Raw genomic sequence first — 17,991 nt, forward strand, 5'->3', positions numbered from 1 at the left:
TCATTTTGTGGCGTTTTAATCAAGTTTTCTGTTAAGACGGTCGTCACCCTGAATTTATTTCAGGGTCTTTCACGCTAAAAAGATGCTGAAATAAATTCAGCAGGACGATAAAGCGGGATTAGGCGTAAATAAGATATAATTTTCAGCAAATAATTATCGAACTCAGGTTTATAGGAAGGCAATTGCAGAAGTCATTGCTCTCTGTAGTCCCGCTCCCGCTTCTGCCGATTGAAATAATCGGCATCTCGCTTCGATCGGGCTTAGGTGGCTACAACAGTACTGCTATCCGTGGTAAAATAAACCCGACCGACAGCGTTATCCCGATTTAAGACGATTTTTTTTATCGTTATAATTTTATCGGGATTAAGCAAAGGGCGGGACTGGTATAACCGAAGCACCACAGGCCTTGCTTTTCAAAAAAGAATAAGAGAATTTATAGCATGAGATTGCTTCGTCGTTCCTCCTCGCAATGACGATTCGTGATGAAAAATTAATTCAAAAACATCAAACGAGGTTTTTTAACCCATCGAATATGCTTTCGAAAAAGGTAGAAAGGTTTAAGCCATTGCTGTGGTTAAAATACACAAATACCAGAAAAACAATGACCACAAATATGATCAGTTTGCGGAAGGCAAAGGCAATAATTACCAGTATAATCGGAATAATGAAAAGCCATAAACTATTTATGGCATACGGACTTAAATCGGTATCTTTTTTATACACATACACCAGTTTGCTGTGGGTGCCAGAGTCGTTTTGATGTTTAATGTAAACGAAGGTAGATTTATCAATTGGTAAAGGTAACACGGCTATGCCATCGTTAAATTTCAATACCTGTGTAAAACCACTTACACTAAAGGTGTAGGTTCCGTTTATATTTTCGTTGGGGTTGTTTAATGAATCGGCGGCTATTATGGCCAGTTTATTGTTTTTAAGCAAATTTTCTTTTACCAGAAAATTATTGATTGCTGCGTTTTGCGCATGGCTGAAAAACCAGGTTAAACACAGCGAAAGCAAGAGTAAGATTCGTTTCATTCGATAGAACGTTTATTGTAAATTAAATAACCGATATGCAATAATACACCATTTCTTTTAACTGCATCATTATATAAATTATAACTTAGGCTTATAGGGCCGAGCGGTGAATGGTAAACTAAACCTGCAGTACCTGCATAGCGTATTTTTGTGATGGCTTTGGCATAATCTACATCCTGAAAATTATTCAGCTCAAACTCCTTATGGGGTAAAAATAAATAACCTTCCAATCTAAAATCGAGATTTTTTTTAACATTATAAATGTTTTTTATTCCGCCAGCAGCATAGGTTGTGGCCCTGAATTTATCCAGGAATAACGATCTGCTATCTTGCAAAGGATAAAAGGCTGGAGCAGTTAAAAGCGTAGCGTAATAATTGCTAAATAAAGGTTGGTTAGAGAAAACGCCTTCCACAATATAACCCAATGTATATTTTTTGATGTGTAAAAAGTAGTTTTCCTGGGTAAGTTTTATGCTTCCCCATTGGCGCAAATGACTGCTGCCCGGAATTTTAACAAAACCTGGAGTGGCTCGGAAAATATTGCCTGGATTATAGTTTTCGCGGCCTGTGGTGTAATTGAAACTTAGCGAAAAGCTTTGACCTCTGCTGGCATACTGTTTCCGGTTTAATGAATTTTTTTCGAGATTTAAGGATCCCCTAAATCCATTAAAAATAGTTTGATCGAGCAGATCGCCTACCGCAAAGGTATTGTTTGGGCTATAGCGATCATTATTATTTATAAATGTAGAATGAAGAACAATTTTGGTATTGTAATTTAAAGGCATTCCCATCATAAGGTCAATCTTACGGTCAGATTGTTCGATGTAAATGGGGCGTGGGTTTTCGATAAATATCTGGCTGGTATTATAAAAATTCCAGTGATTATGGGTTAACTCTGCGGCCAGAAACAAGGGTAATCTGGTTGGATAATCTATCCGGCCATTAACCTGTACCGATTCGTAAAAGCGGCCTGAGTAAAAGCTGGTTCCAAAAGTATACGATTTTCGGTTGAGGTAATTGTACTGGGCACCCAAAAAAACATTGCTGATGGGCCTTGTAGATATATTGCCGCCTAATTCGAGTTTAAAGCTTTTTTTTGGCTGTGCCACCACCTCAAAAGTATAACTGTCTGTTGCAGCCTGATATGAAATTTTAGGAAATACGGTTTCGAAAGTTTGGTCGGCAACCAGTTTATAATACCCACGTTTAATATCCTGCAGGTTAAAAGTAACTTTATCGCTTTTGAAAAGCCTTTCTACATATTTTTTCTGCTGACTGTTTACACCGGTTACGATGATGTTGCTGAACTTTAGATCTGGCTTTCTCGCATTAAATTTTTCCCTTCTTTGTGCCAGTTCTTCATCGCTCACTCTTTTGCTGATTAAAGCTTTAATTCTAGGCATATCGGCCATTGTTGCATCATAGCCTTTTTTGATCAGCTCTTCTACAGGAGCAAAATTAGTTACACTATAAGTAGCTAAATTGGGCTGGATATATACGCCATTTTTTCCGATCATGGTAGAATCTGATTTGGATAGAAACATGTATACCAAAAAGCGGTTCATTAAACGATCGTCGATGTTTTTAGGGTATTCGTTATAGGTTTTTGAAGAAACATTGGCGCCGATCACATAATCTGGCTTAAAGTCTCTTTCCATTACATCAGCAGGGAAGTTATTGTACAAGCCGCCATCAAAAACATATTTTCCATCTAGTTTAATGGGCCGGTAGATAATCGGAACCGTCATGGTTGCCCTTACTGCTTCCGCTAAACTCCCCTTACTTACCGTGATACTTTTTTGCGAAAGCACATCAGCAACCATACAGCGATAGGGAACAAAAAGATTGTCGAAATTATCTTTAGAAACGGCAGAGGCCTGCGAAAAAAGCTCAAGAAAAGCAAAATTTAATGGAATATCGTTAATGAGGTTAGAACGGAAGCTAAAATGAAAACCTGTATCTATAGCCACTTTCGCCGTGAGCATCGAAGCATTAGGTGCATTTTTCTGGAAATAGTAGGTATAATCACTGGTATAGCGGCCATTTAGCCAATTTTGAAAATCATTGCTTAGGGCTATTTTTTCTATCTCCGCCGGGCTATAACCTGCAGCATACATGGCGCCAACAATGCCACCCATCGATGTGCCTGTAATGTAATCGATAGGGATGTGGTTTTCTTCTAAAGCCTTTAATGTACCAATGTGCGCCAATCCTTTTGCACCACCACCGCTAAACACAAGACCTACCTTTTGCGCCTGCAATTGGTTACAGCACAGAACGAAGAGGATCAGCAAAAATCTTTTAAAAGCTACCACTCCCTAAAAATAGGGTTTTCTTTTAAATTAGTTCAATATGAAAATGTTGTATGTTAAAAATGATGCAAAACTTACCCAAAGGATGTAGGGGATGAATATTAAACCCGCCCATTTGTTTATTTTATAGAACATGGATGCATTGATCACAATGATGATCAACAGTAAAATAATTTCGGCCAGGGCAAAACCCAGCTCGTGCAGGTAAAAGAAAATAAACGACCAGCCCAAATTTAAAATTAACTGGATTAAATAAATGGCAACTGTTCGCGGGAAATGAACAATTTTATCGCGTCTAATCCATACCAGATAAGCTGCAATACCAATAAGTATATAAAGTGTAGTCCAAACAGGAGCAAAAAGCCAGTTTGGAGGATTAAAGGATGGTTTGTTTAACGTTGGGTACCAGGTTTTAACCGATTGAGCGGTTGCCCAGCCTCCTAAAGCACCAATACTCAGTGTGATGGCTATATTAACAATAAAAGCTAAAGGTTTAAATTTCAAGCGCTAAATTTGAGTTTAAACAACGGTAAATCCTAAATGTTTTTATTACCTGCCAATACCAGGCACTATTGGTAGGCTTTCAGTGTCGTCATTTCCGATGCTTTGTACCGCGAATAAATAATTGTCTTTACTATAAGGTAATCGTAATTCGGTGGCAGAAGTGAAAAATTTCTTTTCCCAAATGGCGCTGCTGGTTTCGCGCATTAAAACATAATAGCCCTTTACTGCGCCATTAACAGGTGCTTTCCAGTATAAAAAGGTAGAGTTGCTCAGGTTTTTTACATCAACTTTTACTTCGCTAGGACTTGAGGGAGCTTTGGCCAGATTGGCCAAAACCGCAATATTTATACCTGTATTTTTACGTAAATATTCGAAATCCATAAATTCCTGAAGGTCGCCATACTTAATGCCTTTCTCAGTTCTAAGGTCTTGGTGCTGGTGATCGAAGTTTTCGTTCATTTCGGTTATGCGAACCGCTGTAAATCCATTTTCTACGAATGGGGTATGATCTCCACCCCGGAGAAATCTGTCGTTCCTGTAAATTAATTTAATTTCTAACTGATCTACATAACGTTCGCCTATTTCTTTAACATACCGTGCCAACTGACGGCTTTTACCATCATTCTCTAAACCAAACTGACGGATGCTCTTCGCATTTTTATCCAGATCAAAGCTGGGTAAGCCCTCACTAAATACACGGAGCCTGGTATTGTCGATGATTTGCGTTTCGCTACTGTTGTTGCTGCCAATCATATCATTGTTTAACATGGCATCTACATTCCAGTTTTCTTTTTTTGCATTTGCCGCCATAAAACCAGCGCCTAATAACGATTGTTCTTCCCAGGGCGTTCATTCGAAGTGATATCTACACCTGCTGCTTTGCCTTGCATGGCCTGTAAGGCATTGGTTACCGGCCTCGATCTGATTTCTTTAGCACCCACGCTTACAACCGCTCCGGTTAAATCACTTTTCTTTACAGTGTTATAACCAACAACTACAACCTCATCTAAATCATTTGTAGCGCTTTTTAATTGAATATTTATAGTCGTTTTTCCATCTACAGGTACTTCTTGTGTGGTATATCCAATGTACGAAACCACCAAAACCGGGCTGCTTACGGTTGATGGAATAGTAATGGAGAAAGCACCATTGGCGTCGGTAGAAGCAACAATGGTAGTGCCCTTCACTCTAATGCTAACGCCAACCAAAGTTTCACCTTTTTCATCAACAATCTTTCCTTTAAGGTTAACAGCTCGTTTGCTCGTTGAAATGTTTGTATCCACAGTTCCTGGTGTCGTTTTACGGTTGGCCGCATTTGCAGTATTCGCCACGCAAAGTAAGCACAATGCCGACATACCCGTAAGCAGGATTTTTTTGTACGAAGAGCCTTTTCGTCGTTTTAGATTTTCTGGATAAAAATTAAGATCTATAGTTTTATTGGTTATGTAAATATTTGGTTATTTAGCCAAATAGCATGTTAGATGGAGTATGCTATCTGTTTTGAGGGCATATAATTAAGCAATTAATCCATTCTTTCCTGGATGTATTACCTGTTTTAGGATGAAAAATGAGTTAGTTTTTAATGTTGACTACAATAGTCGTTTCTTTGCCTTAAGGCTTTAAAATGGTGGTATAGGGGCGATTAGGTGCAAACGATTGCATTGTTTGACGTGTAATTTTTCTTGCTCATATAGGTATCGATTAAAAGAATTGATGATATTTGGTTATACGAGATTAGAACTTTTATTTCGTTAGTCCATCCTGTAAGGTATAGCCAGATGTAAAGAATTTTCTTCTTTGGCTAATAGGTTTTAGTACATTGTTCAATAGGTTATTTGGCTGCAACGTGGAATTAACTCATACTGCTTTTGACTTCGGCTAATTTCTATTCGACAGGCCGTCACCTATTCGATATTTATAACTTCTTAACGGTTTATGATAAAAAAAATGGTCCATGTAAACACAGACCATTTTTATATTGTTTCAACCACAGTAAACCTAAAATTGTTCCTGCCTTTTAAAGTTAAAAGCTGTTGTTCCAATTAGGATTACGGTTAGGATCGATATAGATAGCAAATTAACCCAAACTGAAGGCGTTTGCTGCGGACTATATTTTTCCAGTTTATAGTCCTTAATATCTGTACTGTCTACTGCTTTATTAAGAAAGATGCCTGGATAAAAATGCAAGCGGATCTGCTCATGATATTTTCTAACCGCCTGCTGGAAATCGAGGTGGGTATTAAGATCCGATCCAGCCATATTGTTTATCCCCAACTGGGCTTGTATCGTAGGGAAGAAAAATGCAAGCGTATTTGTAAATCGCTGTCTGGCGGCCAGTTTATTCTCAATTGCGCGCCTACTTGGCATTGCCTGGTCATCGCCCATTTGTTGCATGGCATAATACCAGAACCAGCTAAAAGTTTTCTCTTGTGGGAAGGGATATTGCTTCAGTTCCGGATAATGTTCAAAAAATGGTTTCATGGTAACTTCTTTGGCCATATCCCATTTTTCGTGATAACCCTCGCGTTGGTTAATTACATTTTGCAATGCTTCTGGCATGGGATATTTTCGGGTAAGAAAAAGGTTAAGTGATGCTGGAATTACAATGCAGATCAGTACCCAAATGGCAACCAATGCCGATGCATTAAAATTCGATGATTTTGCTAAAGAAATGATAAAAAATGAAACTGCAAACCAGAAAGCCAGATAAAAGATAATGAGTGTAGTTATTGAAAAGAAAATGAAATCTACAGGCAAATGCAGATAAAGAATAGCTACAAATAATAGTAATAAAGCAACAGAAAAAATTACGGCTACCCTAACTAAAAATTTTCGCCAGATTACCTGAAAAGACCGGTTGGTTTGCGCCCTTAAAAGCGACCAAACTCCACTTTCTTTTTGCTCCGAAAGTAAGTTATAGTTAAAGGCAATAATCACCAGGGGAAATAAAAAGATAAACACAAAACTCAGATCCATATTGCCCAAAAGCAGGCTTACCGGGTTATTAATATCTGTATCGTAAATCTGACCTTCTAAACCCAGCATGGTTACCGAGATTAAATAAGGGTTAATATCCCGCTGCCCATTAGCAAAGGCGGCCCAGGCATTGGGCGCATTAGCCAATGAAAATTTATTGTGGTAAAACAATAAGCCAATATCTTTACCAAAATGATCGATATTGCTGAGGGTGTTTTTCTTTTGTAACATTGCTGCTTTTTCAATTACGGCCTGTTGGTTGGCAATAAATGTTTTGCCGAAATACAAACCGGAAAAGCCTGTAATCAGCAGCACAATGATGCCTATCCATGAGGAGCTGTTTCTAAAAAACAGTTTAAATTCGAGGTTATATATACTTTTTTTCATCCTTAATAGCTATATCGTTTTAATCCACCTGGCAATGTATTGTAGCAGTAGGATCGTTGCCAATAACCAACAGGTTAAAGCACTCAGTGCCAATAACTCATTTGTTATTACTGAACTTAATTTGCCAAAGTGGTAATTGAAATCAGGTTGTTCGGCCCAGTTTGCCTTACTAATGGCCAAAGGTTTTTCTTCTTCTCCTGGAGCAATGTTACTGATCTTATCAATTTGTAGTTTATTCATCTTTTGAGCCAGCTGATAGCGGTAGGCTTCTGCCTGGTTCTGAAAATCAACAAAGGTGTCAAAATCAGAGGCTGTTATGGCCATCGAAATATGCTTGAGGGATAAGTAAGGGTTCATGAAACCTGCTACCTTTGTAATGCTGTTCTGCTTTTCAAAAATTTTATTCAGTTCCTTTTGGTGGTTGCTGTAAATTTTTGAGGTTATTTTTTCGCCCTCTGCCATAATATAACCACCATAGTTAAAAGGCAGTTTTTTTACATCGGTAACACCGTAAGTTTTGAGTAGTGAGTCTTTAATCGCAGCATAATGTGGGTCATCTGGATTATGGCTATCGCCCTGTTTATGGATGTCGGTAGCAATGGCATCGGCAAACTCTATTTTAGATGGGGAGGGGTAAATTTTTACGCCGATTGCCTGGGTGATCCTCGGCATAATGACCATAAAAAATATCCAGCAGGCGAATAAAGTAGTTAGGGCTGATTTAGAACTGCGTGCAAAAGCCGAGACCAAAACCGTAACAGCAGATACAATGAAGAAATAGATCGCATAGCTAAATATCAATACCATTAAGCGCAAACTGGCATCACCACTAATCTGCCAATGACTTAGCGAGGCCCATAACAAAATGGTAAGCAGCATAAGGGGGGTAAATATCGACAAACAAACACCAATTATGCCCAATGTTTTGCCCCAGAGGAGCTGTTTCCAGCTTACATTTTGGCATAGCAGGATCTTTAATGTCCCCGATTCGCGCTCAGCCGAAATACTGTTGTAACCTAAGAAGAAAATGAGAAGTGGTACCAGGAGTTGCAGTACCATGGCCACACTAATTTCGCCGAAGCGCAACATTCCGTTAGAAAAACCTGCTTCACTAAAATTCACTGTGTTTTGTTTGTGCGCTTCTAAAAAGATCGATACACCCGCAAAACTTTCTATCCCAAAATCGAAGAAACTCAATTCATGTTTCTCGCGAAAGGCGAGGTAACCATAGTGCGCCATCCGGTGTGGGTGTTTATCTGGCTTTGCCAGCCATTGTGCCCTAACCAATTCTTTATAATGCAGGCGCTGATTGTTTTGTGTTTTAAAATTCTGCCAGCCTACATAGGTAGCCAAACAAAGTGACAAACCTAATAAAAGGGTTAAGGCTAAGGTGGCCCTGTTGTTAAGGACGGTTTTAAAAGTTTGTTTGGCTATAGTGCTTATTCTATTTGGCATTATATTCTATAGGTTACGTTAAACATTACATTTCTTGGTGTACCGGGGAAAAGGCGTAGATAGTTTTGTGCGCCAACCCAATAGGTTTTATTTAAAATGTTATTCATATTTACAGCCAGTTGCACTTTAGAACCAGCAGGCGAATAATAGAGCGCGGCATCTAACAAGGTATAAGCAGGCAGTACAAAATCTCTGATGTACAAGGGAAGTTTCGTACCACTGTACTGTAAACCTGCTCCAAAACCTATTCCCTTTAGCTTACGGCTTTCAAAGTTGTAGCGTGTCCATAAACTGGCACTGTGTTTTGGCGTGTTCTGCACCCTTTGACCAATTAAATCAGGATTAAAATCATCCTTAATAATGGCATCTACATAACTATAACCCGCATTAAACTGCCAGTTAGACCTGATAAAGCCAGAGGCTTCGAATTCGACACCACGGCTGCATTGGGCACCGCGTTCTATCAGGCGGTTTACATCCAATGGATCATTTGCATTCATCAATAGGTTTTTCTGGTTGATTTCGAATACCGAAATGTTAACCATTAAACGTTTATTCAACCATTCGGATTTTGCACCAATCTCTTTTAAATCACTTTCTAAAGGTTTAAAATTGGTGCCTAAAGGTGGCGGAACAATAACCAGGGTTGAGGTATTGCCTTGCGGCTGGTACCCTTGTAAATAGGTTGCGTAAAGGTTAATGTTTGCGTTTATGGCATAGGTAATTCCGGCCCTTGGCAAAAGCTTATGCTGATAAATTTTCTTTTCGGTAGCCAATTTGTAATTGCTGTAATCCTCGTACCACTCTTGTCGTAAACCCAATGTTAAGGTAAGCTGATGATATTTTATCTGATCCTGTAGATACACTGCATTAACCAAATTATATGCAGCCGGAATTTCTGTTTTGGTAAAAACGTAATCGCTTAAATTTTTAATGGTATAGCTTGGGTTTGCTAGATTAAAGTGCTCTACATTGGGCACTGGTGCATTTATACCATTTACGACCTTAAATAAATAGAGGTCTTTCTTTGTGGGATCGTACCTAGCTGCAATGGTTCCATCTTTTAAACGGTAGCCCTGAGCTGAGTTTTCGCCACCGCCCCGCAGTTTCTGGGTGTTTATTCTATCGTACCCGATTACCAGCTTGTGGCTAAAGCTAAAAGTATTGGCGTTTATACTGAAATAGGCGCTTAGATTGTCGGTTCGCCACTTTTGCTGACGCTGAACGGCACGCATGGCTGCTAACGTAGGGATAGGTTGATTGTTTTCATCAACGCCAAAAGCATTGGTAGTTCTATTTTCTAAAAGATCTTCGCTCCAGTTTTGCTTCATATAGGCCACATTAAATACAATATTCTCTGTAAGGTTATGTGAAAAATTGGTCATCAACATTAAATCCTGGCTGTTAAAGCGGTCGTTACTGGCGCCCATATTGAAACTGATCGGTGTACTTTTTAGATCTGTTTTACCAGCAATTGCACCAAAAATAGCCTGCCCACGGTCTAACCTCGAATTGCTGTTGTTCATCACCACTTCTACATTTAAGCTGGTTCGATCGTTCGGGATGTACGAAAAAGAAGGAGCAATCAGGTAACCCTTTCTGTATTGCAGGTCTCTGAAGCTTTTACTGTCTTCATAACCTACATTAAGCCGGTAAAGCAGCGTTTTATCTGTGTTTAAAGGGCCTGTAAAATCTAAAGCGCCTCTAATGGTGCTGAAACTTCCGGCCGAGAGACTAATCTCTTTGCGATCTTCAGTCAGCGGTTTTTTTGTTACCAGATTAATGCTTCCCCCTGGGTCTACACTCGAAAATGTAGCGCTCGCCGGACCTTTTATTACCTCTATCCGTTCCAGGTTATTGGTTAAAGGCTGGTTAAAATAATATTGGCGGGTACGCATGCCATTAATTATAGCACCCTCTTCGTTCTGGTTAATTCCCCTGATCGAAAATTGGTTGTAATAGCTGCTTTGTGATACGCTGGTTACATTTTTAACCGCATCGGCCAGTACAGCCGCCTGCCTGTCGGCAATTAATTCTTTCGAAACCGAAGAAATAGACTGTGGAATGTCCTTGTTCAAAGTAGCTGTTTTAGTGGCCGAAAAAGAATAGTTGCCATAGTACTTTTTGCCATTGGTACCTACCACTTCAACGGTCTGCAATTCTTCGTTGGCGCTTTGTAGCACAATTGCATCCAGTTTTAAATCACCAATGTCATTAACGGGGTAAATGCGATTAAAAGTGCTGTAGCCTATGGCACTAATGGTGATGGTATAATTGGCCATTTGAGGTAGAATAACTGAGAAATTACCGAGCGAATCGCTACTTGTATTCAGTTGATCTTTCCCATTCTTAAATTTAATAGTGGCTTTTTGGATAGCTTGATTTTGGATATCGATCACTTTTCCACTCACCTTAATCTGAGCAAAAGTGATCAGGCTAAATGTGCTGAAGAGCAATAGCAAACAGATTGAACGGAAAATAGGAAGACCTTTATATATTGGGTACATGAAATGGATTTGTTTTTAAATAGTTTGTAAGTATAATTCCTGAAGATCGGCTGCAGTGATGTCGCTGGCTTTAAGTGTATGGATTAATTCGCCTTGTTTCATAATGCCAATGTGCGATCCTACATTTACCGCATTAAAAATATCGTGCGTAGCCATCAGAATTGATTTACCCTCGGCAGCTAATTGTTTAACCAGTTGGGTAAATTCTGCGGTGGCTTTTGGGTCTAATCCACTGGTAGGCTCATCCATTAAAATGATTTTTGCATTTTTGGCTAACGCAATTGCAATCCCTACTTTTTGGCGCATGCCTTTACTGAAGCCCGATAAATGCTGGTGGTGGGCAGCTTCCTGTAAACCACATTGCTTTAAAAAACCGGTCAAGCTTGAAGTGCCATAGTTAAAGCCTGCCAGTTTAGAAAAATAATCGAGGTTTTCGATGGCTGAAAGATTGCTGTAAAGCATAACCACTTCAGGAATGTAGGCGAGATGTTTCCGCCGTTCGTCATCGTGCGCAGAGATTTCCTCGTTATCGATTAAGATTTTTCCACTACTTGGCTCAATAAAACCTAAAAATAAATTAATGGTAGTGGTTTTTCCGGCACCGTTTTGGCCCAGAAGGCAAAATACTTCACCAGGATTAACGGTTAAATTAAGCTGATTTAAGGCGCGGTAAGATTGATAATTTTTGGATAATGAAATGGCTTGAAGCATAATAAAATATTGGCGCATACCAAACAGGCATGTGCATTAAACAGAGTAAATTTGAAGGTTATGAAAAGAAACTTCTTATACGAAGGTTAAGCCGTTAGGGTAGGCGGGCCTTTATTGGCACAGGATAAGGTATAAACAACAGAATGCCTCATGTGGTAAACGCAGGGTTTAATCGTTGGTTTAACTAAGGATAAAGCAGAGGCAATAGGAGCAGGAAAATCGAAAAAGTGCGATCGGTGTTTCAATACCTCGCACAATTTACATTTTAGCTTTGCCGAACTCAATTGTTTAAGCAGGTGCGCTTCACTGTAGCTTTGCTTGCTGTAACCGGTTTTTTCGGCACCATGATGATGCAGGCTTTCTATCAGTGTTGCATTAAGAAATACCGCCAATAGCAATACCGCCCATATACGGGCAAAAATTTCTTTACGATATGTGTACACTGAATATTTCAATGCAACAAAGTTACATTTAAAAAATTAAAATCAAATCTTTTATTAGGATTGGTTCATTGACCTGATTATTAAACATTGACCATTAGTTCACTGGCCATAGGTCACTTTCAATAACAGCTGCCAACCACCAACTATTTCTTCAATAGTTCACTTCTCCTGTCTCTTCAATAATGCAACATTTGTGCTACTTTGCGAAAAATAAGTAAATTGAGCCGTTATTTTTTTGCTTAGTATTGCAAAGATATTCCTTATACTAAGGAAACCTGATAATTTACAACTATGGCCTGATAGTTTGCTTGTTAGCGATATGCAAAGCAATGATCGGTCTGCGTTTGAAAAAATTTACAACAGGTATTGGAGCAAGTTATATTTATCAGCCTATCATATTTTACGCAATAGGGAGGCCGCTGAAGATATTATCCAAGAAATATTTGTAAGCCTTTGGTTAAAACGGGAATATACCTCAGTCGATAATCTCAATAATTATCTGTTTACTTCTGTTCGTTTTCAGGTATTTAAAGCCATTAGAGATGGGAAGTTACTCACCGATTTACTTCATGATACCGACCTTTTGGTGAGCCCTCACAATGCCGAAAATGCTTTTGCTGAAAAAGAGATTGCACAACGTTTAGATGAGAGTATTGAGCTGCTACCTCAAAAATGTAAAGAAATTTTTATCCTGAGCAGAAAAGAGCATCTTAGTGTAAAAGAAATTGCCGAGCGATTAAACCTTTCACCAAAAACGGTAGAGAACCAGATTACCATTGCATTACGCCGCCTGCGTACCGATATGGGCGAATTCTTATTTTGGGCCATTTTATTACTGGCCGGCATCTGGGATAAATAAATCAGTCCCTATCCTCTCCTGCAAATTTCAATCTGATTGTTTACAACAACTTAACTTTGTTTAATTTTAATTGGCTGTTTTATAGTGTGTTATGTGAAATTTAAAATTTCTTTTGGGGGATGTACTTCGGTTTGGGTACATACACCAAACCACAAGCAATTGAAAAAAGCAGAATTAACAAGTTTAACAGAAAAATACATAGCTGGTACTGCCAGTGGAGAAGAACGCCTTAAGTTAGAATCCTGGTACAACGATCAATTGAACCAAAATACTTTGGCGGATGAAAAACAGATTGATGAAGAAGATCAAATTGAAGTAGGCGAAAAGATTTTTAATAAGATTAATCAACAAATAGATCAGCAAGAGAAAAAACGACCGAGCAGGTATTTTTATCGTATAGCTGTTGCCGCCTCATTAATTGCCGTTTTAGGATTTGGTTGGTTTATTTTAAGTAAACGTACCGATCTTAAAAAAATAAATAAATCAGCTAGCTTAATCAAACCCGGTGGCAATAAAGCCTTTTTAACACTTGCCGATGGAACTAAAATTAATTTAGATCAGGCGCTAAATGGCACAATAGCCAGGCAGGAGGGAATTCAGATTACCAAAACAGCTGATGGACAATTGGTTTATACCATTTTAGAAAATAAATCAAGCTCGGCTAAACCAGGATTAAACACCATCAGTACACCAGCTGGCGGCCAGTATCAGGTTACGCTGCCCGATGGGACCAAAGTTTGGCTAAATGCGCTGTCATCATTAAAATACCCTACCACTTTTACAGGCAAATACAGAATGGTCGAGCTTACTGGTGAAGGTTATTTCGAAGTAGCTAAGAATAAAAACAAGCCTTTTAAACTTAAAACAACAAATCAAGAAGTAAGCGTTTTGGGTACCCATTTTAATGTGAGTGCCTATGCAGATGATGCCGAAATTAAAACAACCCTTGTAGAAGGTGGGGTAGCCGTTAAAAACTTTAATCCGCAGGCCACAGGTTTGCTAAAACCCGGGCAGCTGGCTGTTTTTCACGGTACAGGTTTCAAAGTGAGCAATGTTGATGTAGAAGAATATATCGCCTGGAAAAATGGGTTCTTTATGTTCAATAATGAAGGGATTAAAGAAGCCATGCAAAAATTGGCCAGGTGGTACGACGTTGATATCGAATATGTTGGTGATTTTGATGGGATTTATTTCGGAGGATCTTTTTCTAAACACAATAACCTGCAGGAAACCTTAAAAATATTAGAATCTACCGATAAGTTTAAATTTAAAATAGAAGGAAGGAGGATTAAAATTTTAAAATAACCCGTTAAGTTTTAATCTGAAAAACGGAAACAGTACTGCATTTTTAGATGTATTAACCGGGTTTTTCTACCTCATGTGGGTACCTGTTCCGCTGGCATTTGCTACTTATCTTTTCTTTAAGAATAAGGAACAGTTTGTTCGGTTTTCGCTCACCTTTGTTTGGGTAAATCTGTTAGGATTTGTGTTGTACTACGCTTTTCCGGCTGCACCACCATGGTATGTACAGGAACATGGCTTCGAATTTATCGCGAAAACAGCTGGCAATACCGCTGGATTGGCCTGCTTTGACCATTATTTTAACATTACACTTTTTCATGGCATATACAGCAAAGGTTCTAATGTATTTGCGACCATGCCATCGCTACATTCATCCTATCCTGTTATTGTTGTTTATTATGGTTTAAAAAACCGCTTGGGGAAAATCAATATTTTCTTTGTTACTATAATGCTCGGGATCTGGTTTTCGGCCGTTTATACCAGTCATCATTATACCCTTGATGTATTAGCCGGTTTAAGCTGCGCCATATTGGGTATTATCTCTTTCAATTATTTAATGCTATTTAATGCGCAATACTAAGCTGAAACAGCTTGTAGCGAATATGATAAGCGCCATTCGTAATTAAAAAAGCCCAATATCCGATCTTAAACAATCAGCTATTGGGCTTAGGGGCACAAGTTATTGGAATTAGGAATGAAACTAATTATTTAACACTTATTCATTAGTTTGAGCATGTGATCTGGTGCTCAATATTATTAGAAAGTGTGTGGGAAATATTCATTTTCAACTGTTCCATCATCGTACATTTTAAGTATTGCATACCCGGGAGGTGTTTCCAGGTAATAACCAGGGCCTGCCGATTCTGCATCGCCCTTGCCCCACCAAAAACCACTCATGGCTCCATTGCAACAGTATCGAACACCATTGTAAACGGTTTGATCGGAAAGATGGTTATGGCCGCTCAGGCAGATTTTTACCTTATCCCGGTGTTTGTAGAAGAGATCTTTCAGTTTTTTACAATCCGAATGTCCGCCACCAACCAATACCTGGGTGGTGCCCAGGATTGGATAATGTGACATAAGCAGGGTAGGTGTACCAGCAGGCAGGTTTTTTAATTCCTGCTCAAGCCAGTTATACTGCTCATCATCAAGCGAAATTTTGCTGTTATTTCCATCAAGGATAATAAAATGCCAGTTCTTTTTGGAGAAACTATAATAACGGTTAGGAATCTTTAGCCGTTTCACCACATAGTTCTTGCCATACATTTCATCCTCTTTTGTAGGTGCTTTCCACCAGGTATCATGGTTGCCTATACAACTGTGTATTTCGTATTGATCAATTGCTTTAATGCAATCATCCCAAATACCCCATTGTTCGGTTACCTGATTGCGCACTACATTATCGTAAGAAGCATCGTTAATCGAATCTCCTCCGTTTAAGAAGAAATCAACTTTATGTTTGCTGATAATCTGTTTTAAACATGCTTTAAATCGCTCAGGAGCATTTTCTCCTGCACGTATGTGCACATCGGTAATATGTGGAACAGTAAGCATCAGTTTTTTGCCTTTTGGTTTATCCAAAAGTGCTTCTGAAGCCAGCGCTGGTAATGTACCTGAAAATGCAGCACCTGCTGAGATCCCTATGGCCTTTAGTAAAGACCTTCTTTTTATTTCTGTCATCATTACCAACCAAAAATTTGTTTCAGTTTAGGGTTTAGGATTACTTGTTGTTGCGGAATAGGGCGATAATAAAATTTTGGTTCCTCAAAAATTCTAACCACATTTTCTGTTACGATATTACCTCCAGTGTTGCCGTTCTTTAAATAAACCGTTGCATCAGTTCCGATTAATCCTGCACGGTAATAAATAAGTTTTATCCCAAGTGAGTTTTTTTCTTTCTGGTCTTCGCCAGGTATGGTTGCCGTTCTGTCAATCAGAATAATATCATCAACTCCGTCACCAGTAAGGTCGTATTTGCCCAATCCAGCGAAGTACATGCCTTCAGGACTTTTGGTAAGCAGTTTACCCACCTTCCAGCGCATTAAATCATCAAAGCGCATGTTTTCGAAAGCATATTCTACCCTGCGTTCCCTTCTAATTTCAAGTATAACACCTGCGTTAGCGGTAACATTTGGATATTGCAACTGCAATGCTGGATCAGGATTTGCATTTGCCGTTGCCAGATTAAGATCAGGCAAGCCTGCTCTTCTACGAAGCAGATTTACCGATTGGTCTAGCTGGGTTTGTGTTAGTGTACCTAATTCGGCAAGTGCTTCAGCATAGGTTAATAGCACTTCTGCATAACGGTATACCGGAAAATCTACACTATTTAAGATCGAGTTATCGGTACTGTTTACATAACCTTTCAACTGATGGTAACCTGTAAAGTTTTTATTTAAGCGCTGAATATATGGTGTAGGATCCGGTACTCTTATCCACCCCGGGTAAACCATGGTCTGCGACATCCGTGGATCGCGGTTTTTAAATTCTGCTACAAAACCCAATTGTGCGTAGTTTGCTACATCAGTAAACCTACTTCCATCTCTCATTAAGTAGGTTTGTAACAGATCTTTCGCTGGTGCCTGCTCATAATCGCCAAATACCGTCGAATTCACATTCTGGCTTTTACTCTTACTTAGGTCGAAGATGTTAACTAATATCACTTCGCTATTGGCAGTTAAATCCTGACTGGAGAAAAGCGTTGCATAATCTTGTTCCGGCTTTCCTGTATTGTAAATGTTAAACTTTTTGCCAGCGATGATCTCACCAGAAATTCTTGCTGCAGTTTCTAAAAAAGTATTTGCCGAACTGCTTAAATTCAGTTCGTTATGGTATTTACGATAAGTACCCTCGTAAAGTGCTGCCCGCGCATATAAGGTAGCTACTGCCCATTTTCCTGGGGTACCTACCGGAACACTTTCCCTTACGTTTTTATAGGCAAAATCAAGGTCTGCCATTATACTGTCGGCAATCAATGTCCTTGGATCGCGGGCTTTGTAAAGTTCATCATCACCTGGTTCCAATGTACCCGAATACCAGGGTACATCAGAAAAACGCTTTACTTTGTCTAAATAGAATTCCGCACGATAATACCTGGCCAAACCTGCATAGTGGTTTTTAACGGAAGCAGAAACCTGTGCTTTTCCATAGTTTTCCAGAAAGTAGTTAATGTTTCTTAATCTGCCCCAGCTCCAGCCAGATGTAATATTCTGGGCATTCGTGTTACCCGTCATGACATTTTTTATCTCAACTGCCGCGGTGGTGGCTACGTTATCTGTACTCTGATCGTTAAGATAAGTATTGCGGTCTGGCTGAGAGAGTAGGCCATTTACGTAAAGTGAAAGATCACTTTCGGTATTAAAGAACAGGTTAGGTGAGATGGATGTTTGTGGAAAACGGTCCAGCCCAGCTTTTTTACAGGCTGCGAGCATACCCGCAGCTGCAATAAATACGATATATATAAACTTTTTCATTTTTAAAATGATTTAAATGTGAGGGCT

Annotated in this window: 15 protein-coding genes; 3 read left to right on the plus strand and 12 right to left on the minus strand. The window is 39.1% G+C overall.

Annotated elements, in window-relative coordinates:
* Positions 1 to 504: 504 nt before the first annotated feature.
* The 10 genes from AW17_RS09760 to AW17_RS09805 all read right to left on the minus strand — a co-directional run bounded on the left by AW17_RS09760 (position 505) and on the right by AW17_RS09805 (position 12,330).
* Positions 505 to 1,035: a hypothetical protein gene (locus AW17_RS09760; RefSeq protein ID WP_029275949.1), complete on the minus strand. Its 531-nt coding sequence runs from the start codon at positions 1,033 to 1,035 to the stop codon at positions 505 to 507.
* Complete coding sequence (locus tag AW17_RS09765; RefSeq protein WP_245235035.1) at positions 1,032 to 3,329, minus strand: patatin-like phospholipase family protein; 2,298 nt, start codon at positions 3,327 to 3,329, stop codon at positions 1,032 to 1,034. Before AW17_RS09765 ends, AW17_RS09760 begins: the two co-directional genes overlap by 4 nt.
* Positions 3,330 to 3,377: 48 nt before the next feature.
* Positions 3,378 to 3,851 (minus strand): TspO/MBR family protein, encoded by a 474-nt coding sequence (locus AW17_RS09770; protein WP_029275951.1) that lies wholly within the window; start codon positions 3,849 to 3,851, stop codon positions 3,378 to 3,380.
* Between the two features lie 45 nt (positions 3,852 to 3,896).
* Positions 3,897 to 4,661, minus strand: a complete 765-nt coding sequence (locus tag AW17_RS09775) for a M28 family metallopeptidase (protein WP_245235036.1) — start codon at positions 4,659 to 4,661, stop codon at positions 3,897 to 3,899.
* Positions 4,662 to 4,672: 11 nt separating this feature from the next.
* Positions 4,673 to 5,206, minus strand: coding sequence for a carboxypeptidase-like regulatory domain-containing protein (locus tag AW17_RS09780; protein ID WP_055726091.1), 534 nt, complete (start codon positions 5,204 to 5,206; stop codon positions 4,673 to 4,675).
* A 643-nt stretch (positions 5,207 to 5,849) separates the two neighbouring features.
* Positions 5,850 to 7,214 (minus strand): ABC transporter permease, encoded by a 1,365-nt coding sequence (locus AW17_RS09785; protein WP_029275954.1) that lies wholly within the window; start codon positions 7,212 to 7,214, stop codon positions 5,850 to 5,852.
* Between the two features lie 9 nt (positions 7,215 to 7,223).
* Positions 7,224 to 8,669, minus strand: coding sequence for an ABC transporter permease (locus tag AW17_RS09790; protein WP_029275955.1), 1,446 nt, complete (start codon positions 8,667 to 8,669; stop codon positions 7,224 to 7,226).
* Positions 8,669 to 11,176, minus strand: coding sequence for a TonB-dependent receptor (locus AW17_RS09795; RefSeq protein WP_051691740.1), 2,508 nt, complete (start codon positions 11,174 to 11,176; stop codon positions 8,669 to 8,671). Before AW17_RS09795 ends, AW17_RS09790 begins: the two co-directional genes overlap by 1 nt.
* A gap of 15 nt (positions 11,177 to 11,191) precedes the next feature.
* On the minus strand, positions 11,192 to 11,887 hold the full coding sequence (locus tag AW17_RS09800) for an ABC transporter ATP-binding protein (RefSeq protein ID WP_029275957.1): 696 nt from the start codon (positions 11,885 to 11,887) through the stop codon (positions 11,192 to 11,194).
* Positions 11,888 to 11,973: 86 nt separating this feature from the next.
* Positions 11,974 to 12,330 carry a hypothetical protein gene (locus AW17_RS09805; RefSeq protein ID WP_029275958.1) on the minus strand — a complete coding sequence of 119 codons (357 nt, stop codon included), beginning with the start codon at positions 12,328 to 12,330 and terminating at the stop codon, positions 11,974 to 11,976.
* Between the two features lie 319 nt (positions 12,331 to 12,649).
* On the opposite strand from AW17_RS09805, the gene AW17_RS09810 reads away from it, so the two are divergent.
* From AW17_RS09810 to AW17_RS09820, 3 genes are all read left to right on the plus strand, one after another.
* Positions 12,650 to 13,189: an RNA polymerase sigma-70 factor gene (locus AW17_RS09810; RefSeq protein WP_051691741.1), complete on the plus strand. Its 540-nt coding sequence runs from the start codon at positions 12,650 to 12,652 to the stop codon at positions 13,187 to 13,189.
* Positions 13,190 to 13,348: 159 nt separating this feature from the next.
* Positions 13,349 to 14,494, plus strand: a complete 1,146-nt coding sequence (locus tag AW17_RS09815) for a FecR family protein (RefSeq protein WP_029275960.1) — start codon at positions 13,349 to 13,351, stop codon at positions 14,492 to 14,494.
* A gap of 16 nt (positions 14,495 to 14,510) precedes the next feature.
* Positions 14,511 to 15,071 carry a phosphatase PAP2 family protein gene (locus AW17_RS09820; protein WP_280739956.1) on the plus strand — a complete coding sequence of 187 codons (561 nt, stop codon included), beginning with the start codon at positions 14,511 to 14,513 and terminating at the stop codon, positions 15,069 to 15,071.
* 176 nt (positions 15,072 to 15,247) lie between these two features.
* On the opposite strand, the gene AW17_RS09825 is transcribed toward AW17_RS09820, so the two are convergent.
* Together AW17_RS09825 and AW17_RS09830 are read right to left on the minus strand one after the other, a co-directional pair.
* The gene (locus AW17_RS09825; RefSeq protein WP_245235037.1) at positions 15,248 to 16,174 is read right to left on the minus strand and encodes a metallophosphoesterase family protein; all 927 of its coding nucleotides are present in this window, start codon (positions 16,172 to 16,174) and stop codon (positions 15,248 to 15,250) included.
* On the minus strand, positions 16,174 to 17,964 hold the full coding sequence (locus AW17_RS09830; protein ID WP_029275963.1) for a RagB/SusD family nutrient uptake outer membrane protein: 1,791 nt from the start codon (positions 17,962 to 17,964) through the stop codon (positions 16,174 to 16,176). Before AW17_RS09830 ends, AW17_RS09825 begins: the two co-directional genes overlap by 1 nt.
* Between the last annotated feature and the right edge of the window lie 27 nt (positions 17,965 to 17,991).

Source organism: Pedobacter borealis DSM 19626 (genome assembly GCF_000708285.2).
Taxonomy (GTDB): Bacteria; Bacteroidota; Bacteroidia; order Sphingobacteriales; family Sphingobacteriaceae; genus Pedobacter; species Pedobacter borealis.

Coding starts and splice junctions, on each gene's coding strand:
- AW17_RS09790 (WP_029275955.1), bottom strand. CDS start 8,669: ATGCCAAATAGAATAAGCACTATAGCCAAACAAACTTTTAAAACCGTC.
- AW17_RS09825 (WP_245235037.1), bottom strand. CDS start 16,174: ATGATGACAGAAATAAAAAGAAGGTCTTTACTAAAGGCCATAGGGATC.
- AW17_RS09810 (WP_051691741.1), top strand. CDS start 12,650: ATGCAAAGCAATGATCGGTCTGCGTTTGAAAAAATTTACAACAGGTAT.
- AW17_RS09785 (WP_029275954.1), bottom strand. CDS start 7,214: ATGAAAAAAAGTATATATAACCTCGAATTTAAACTGTTTTTTAGAAAC.
- AW17_RS09775 (WP_245235036.1), bottom strand. CDS start 4,661: ATGGCGGCAAATGCAAAAAAAGAAAACTGGAATGTAGATGCCATGTTA.
- AW17_RS09795 (WP_051691740.1), bottom strand. CDS start 11,176: ATGTACCCAATATATAAAGGTCTTCCTATTTTCCGTTCAATCTGTTTG.
- AW17_RS09800 (WP_029275957.1), bottom strand. CDS start 11,887: ATGCTTCAAGCCATTTCATTATCCAAAAATTATCAATCTTACCGCGCC.
- AW17_RS09830 (WP_029275963.1), bottom strand. CDS start 17,964: ATGAAAAAGTTTATATATATCGTATTTATTGCAGCTGCGGGTATGCTC.
- AW17_RS09760 (WP_029275949.1), bottom strand. CDS start 1,035: ATGAAACGAATCTTACTCTTGCTTTCGCTGTGTTTAACCTGGTTTTTC.
- AW17_RS09780 (WP_055726091.1), bottom strand. CDS start 5,206: ATGTCGGCATTGTGCTTACTTTGCGTGGCGAATACTGCAAATGCGGCC.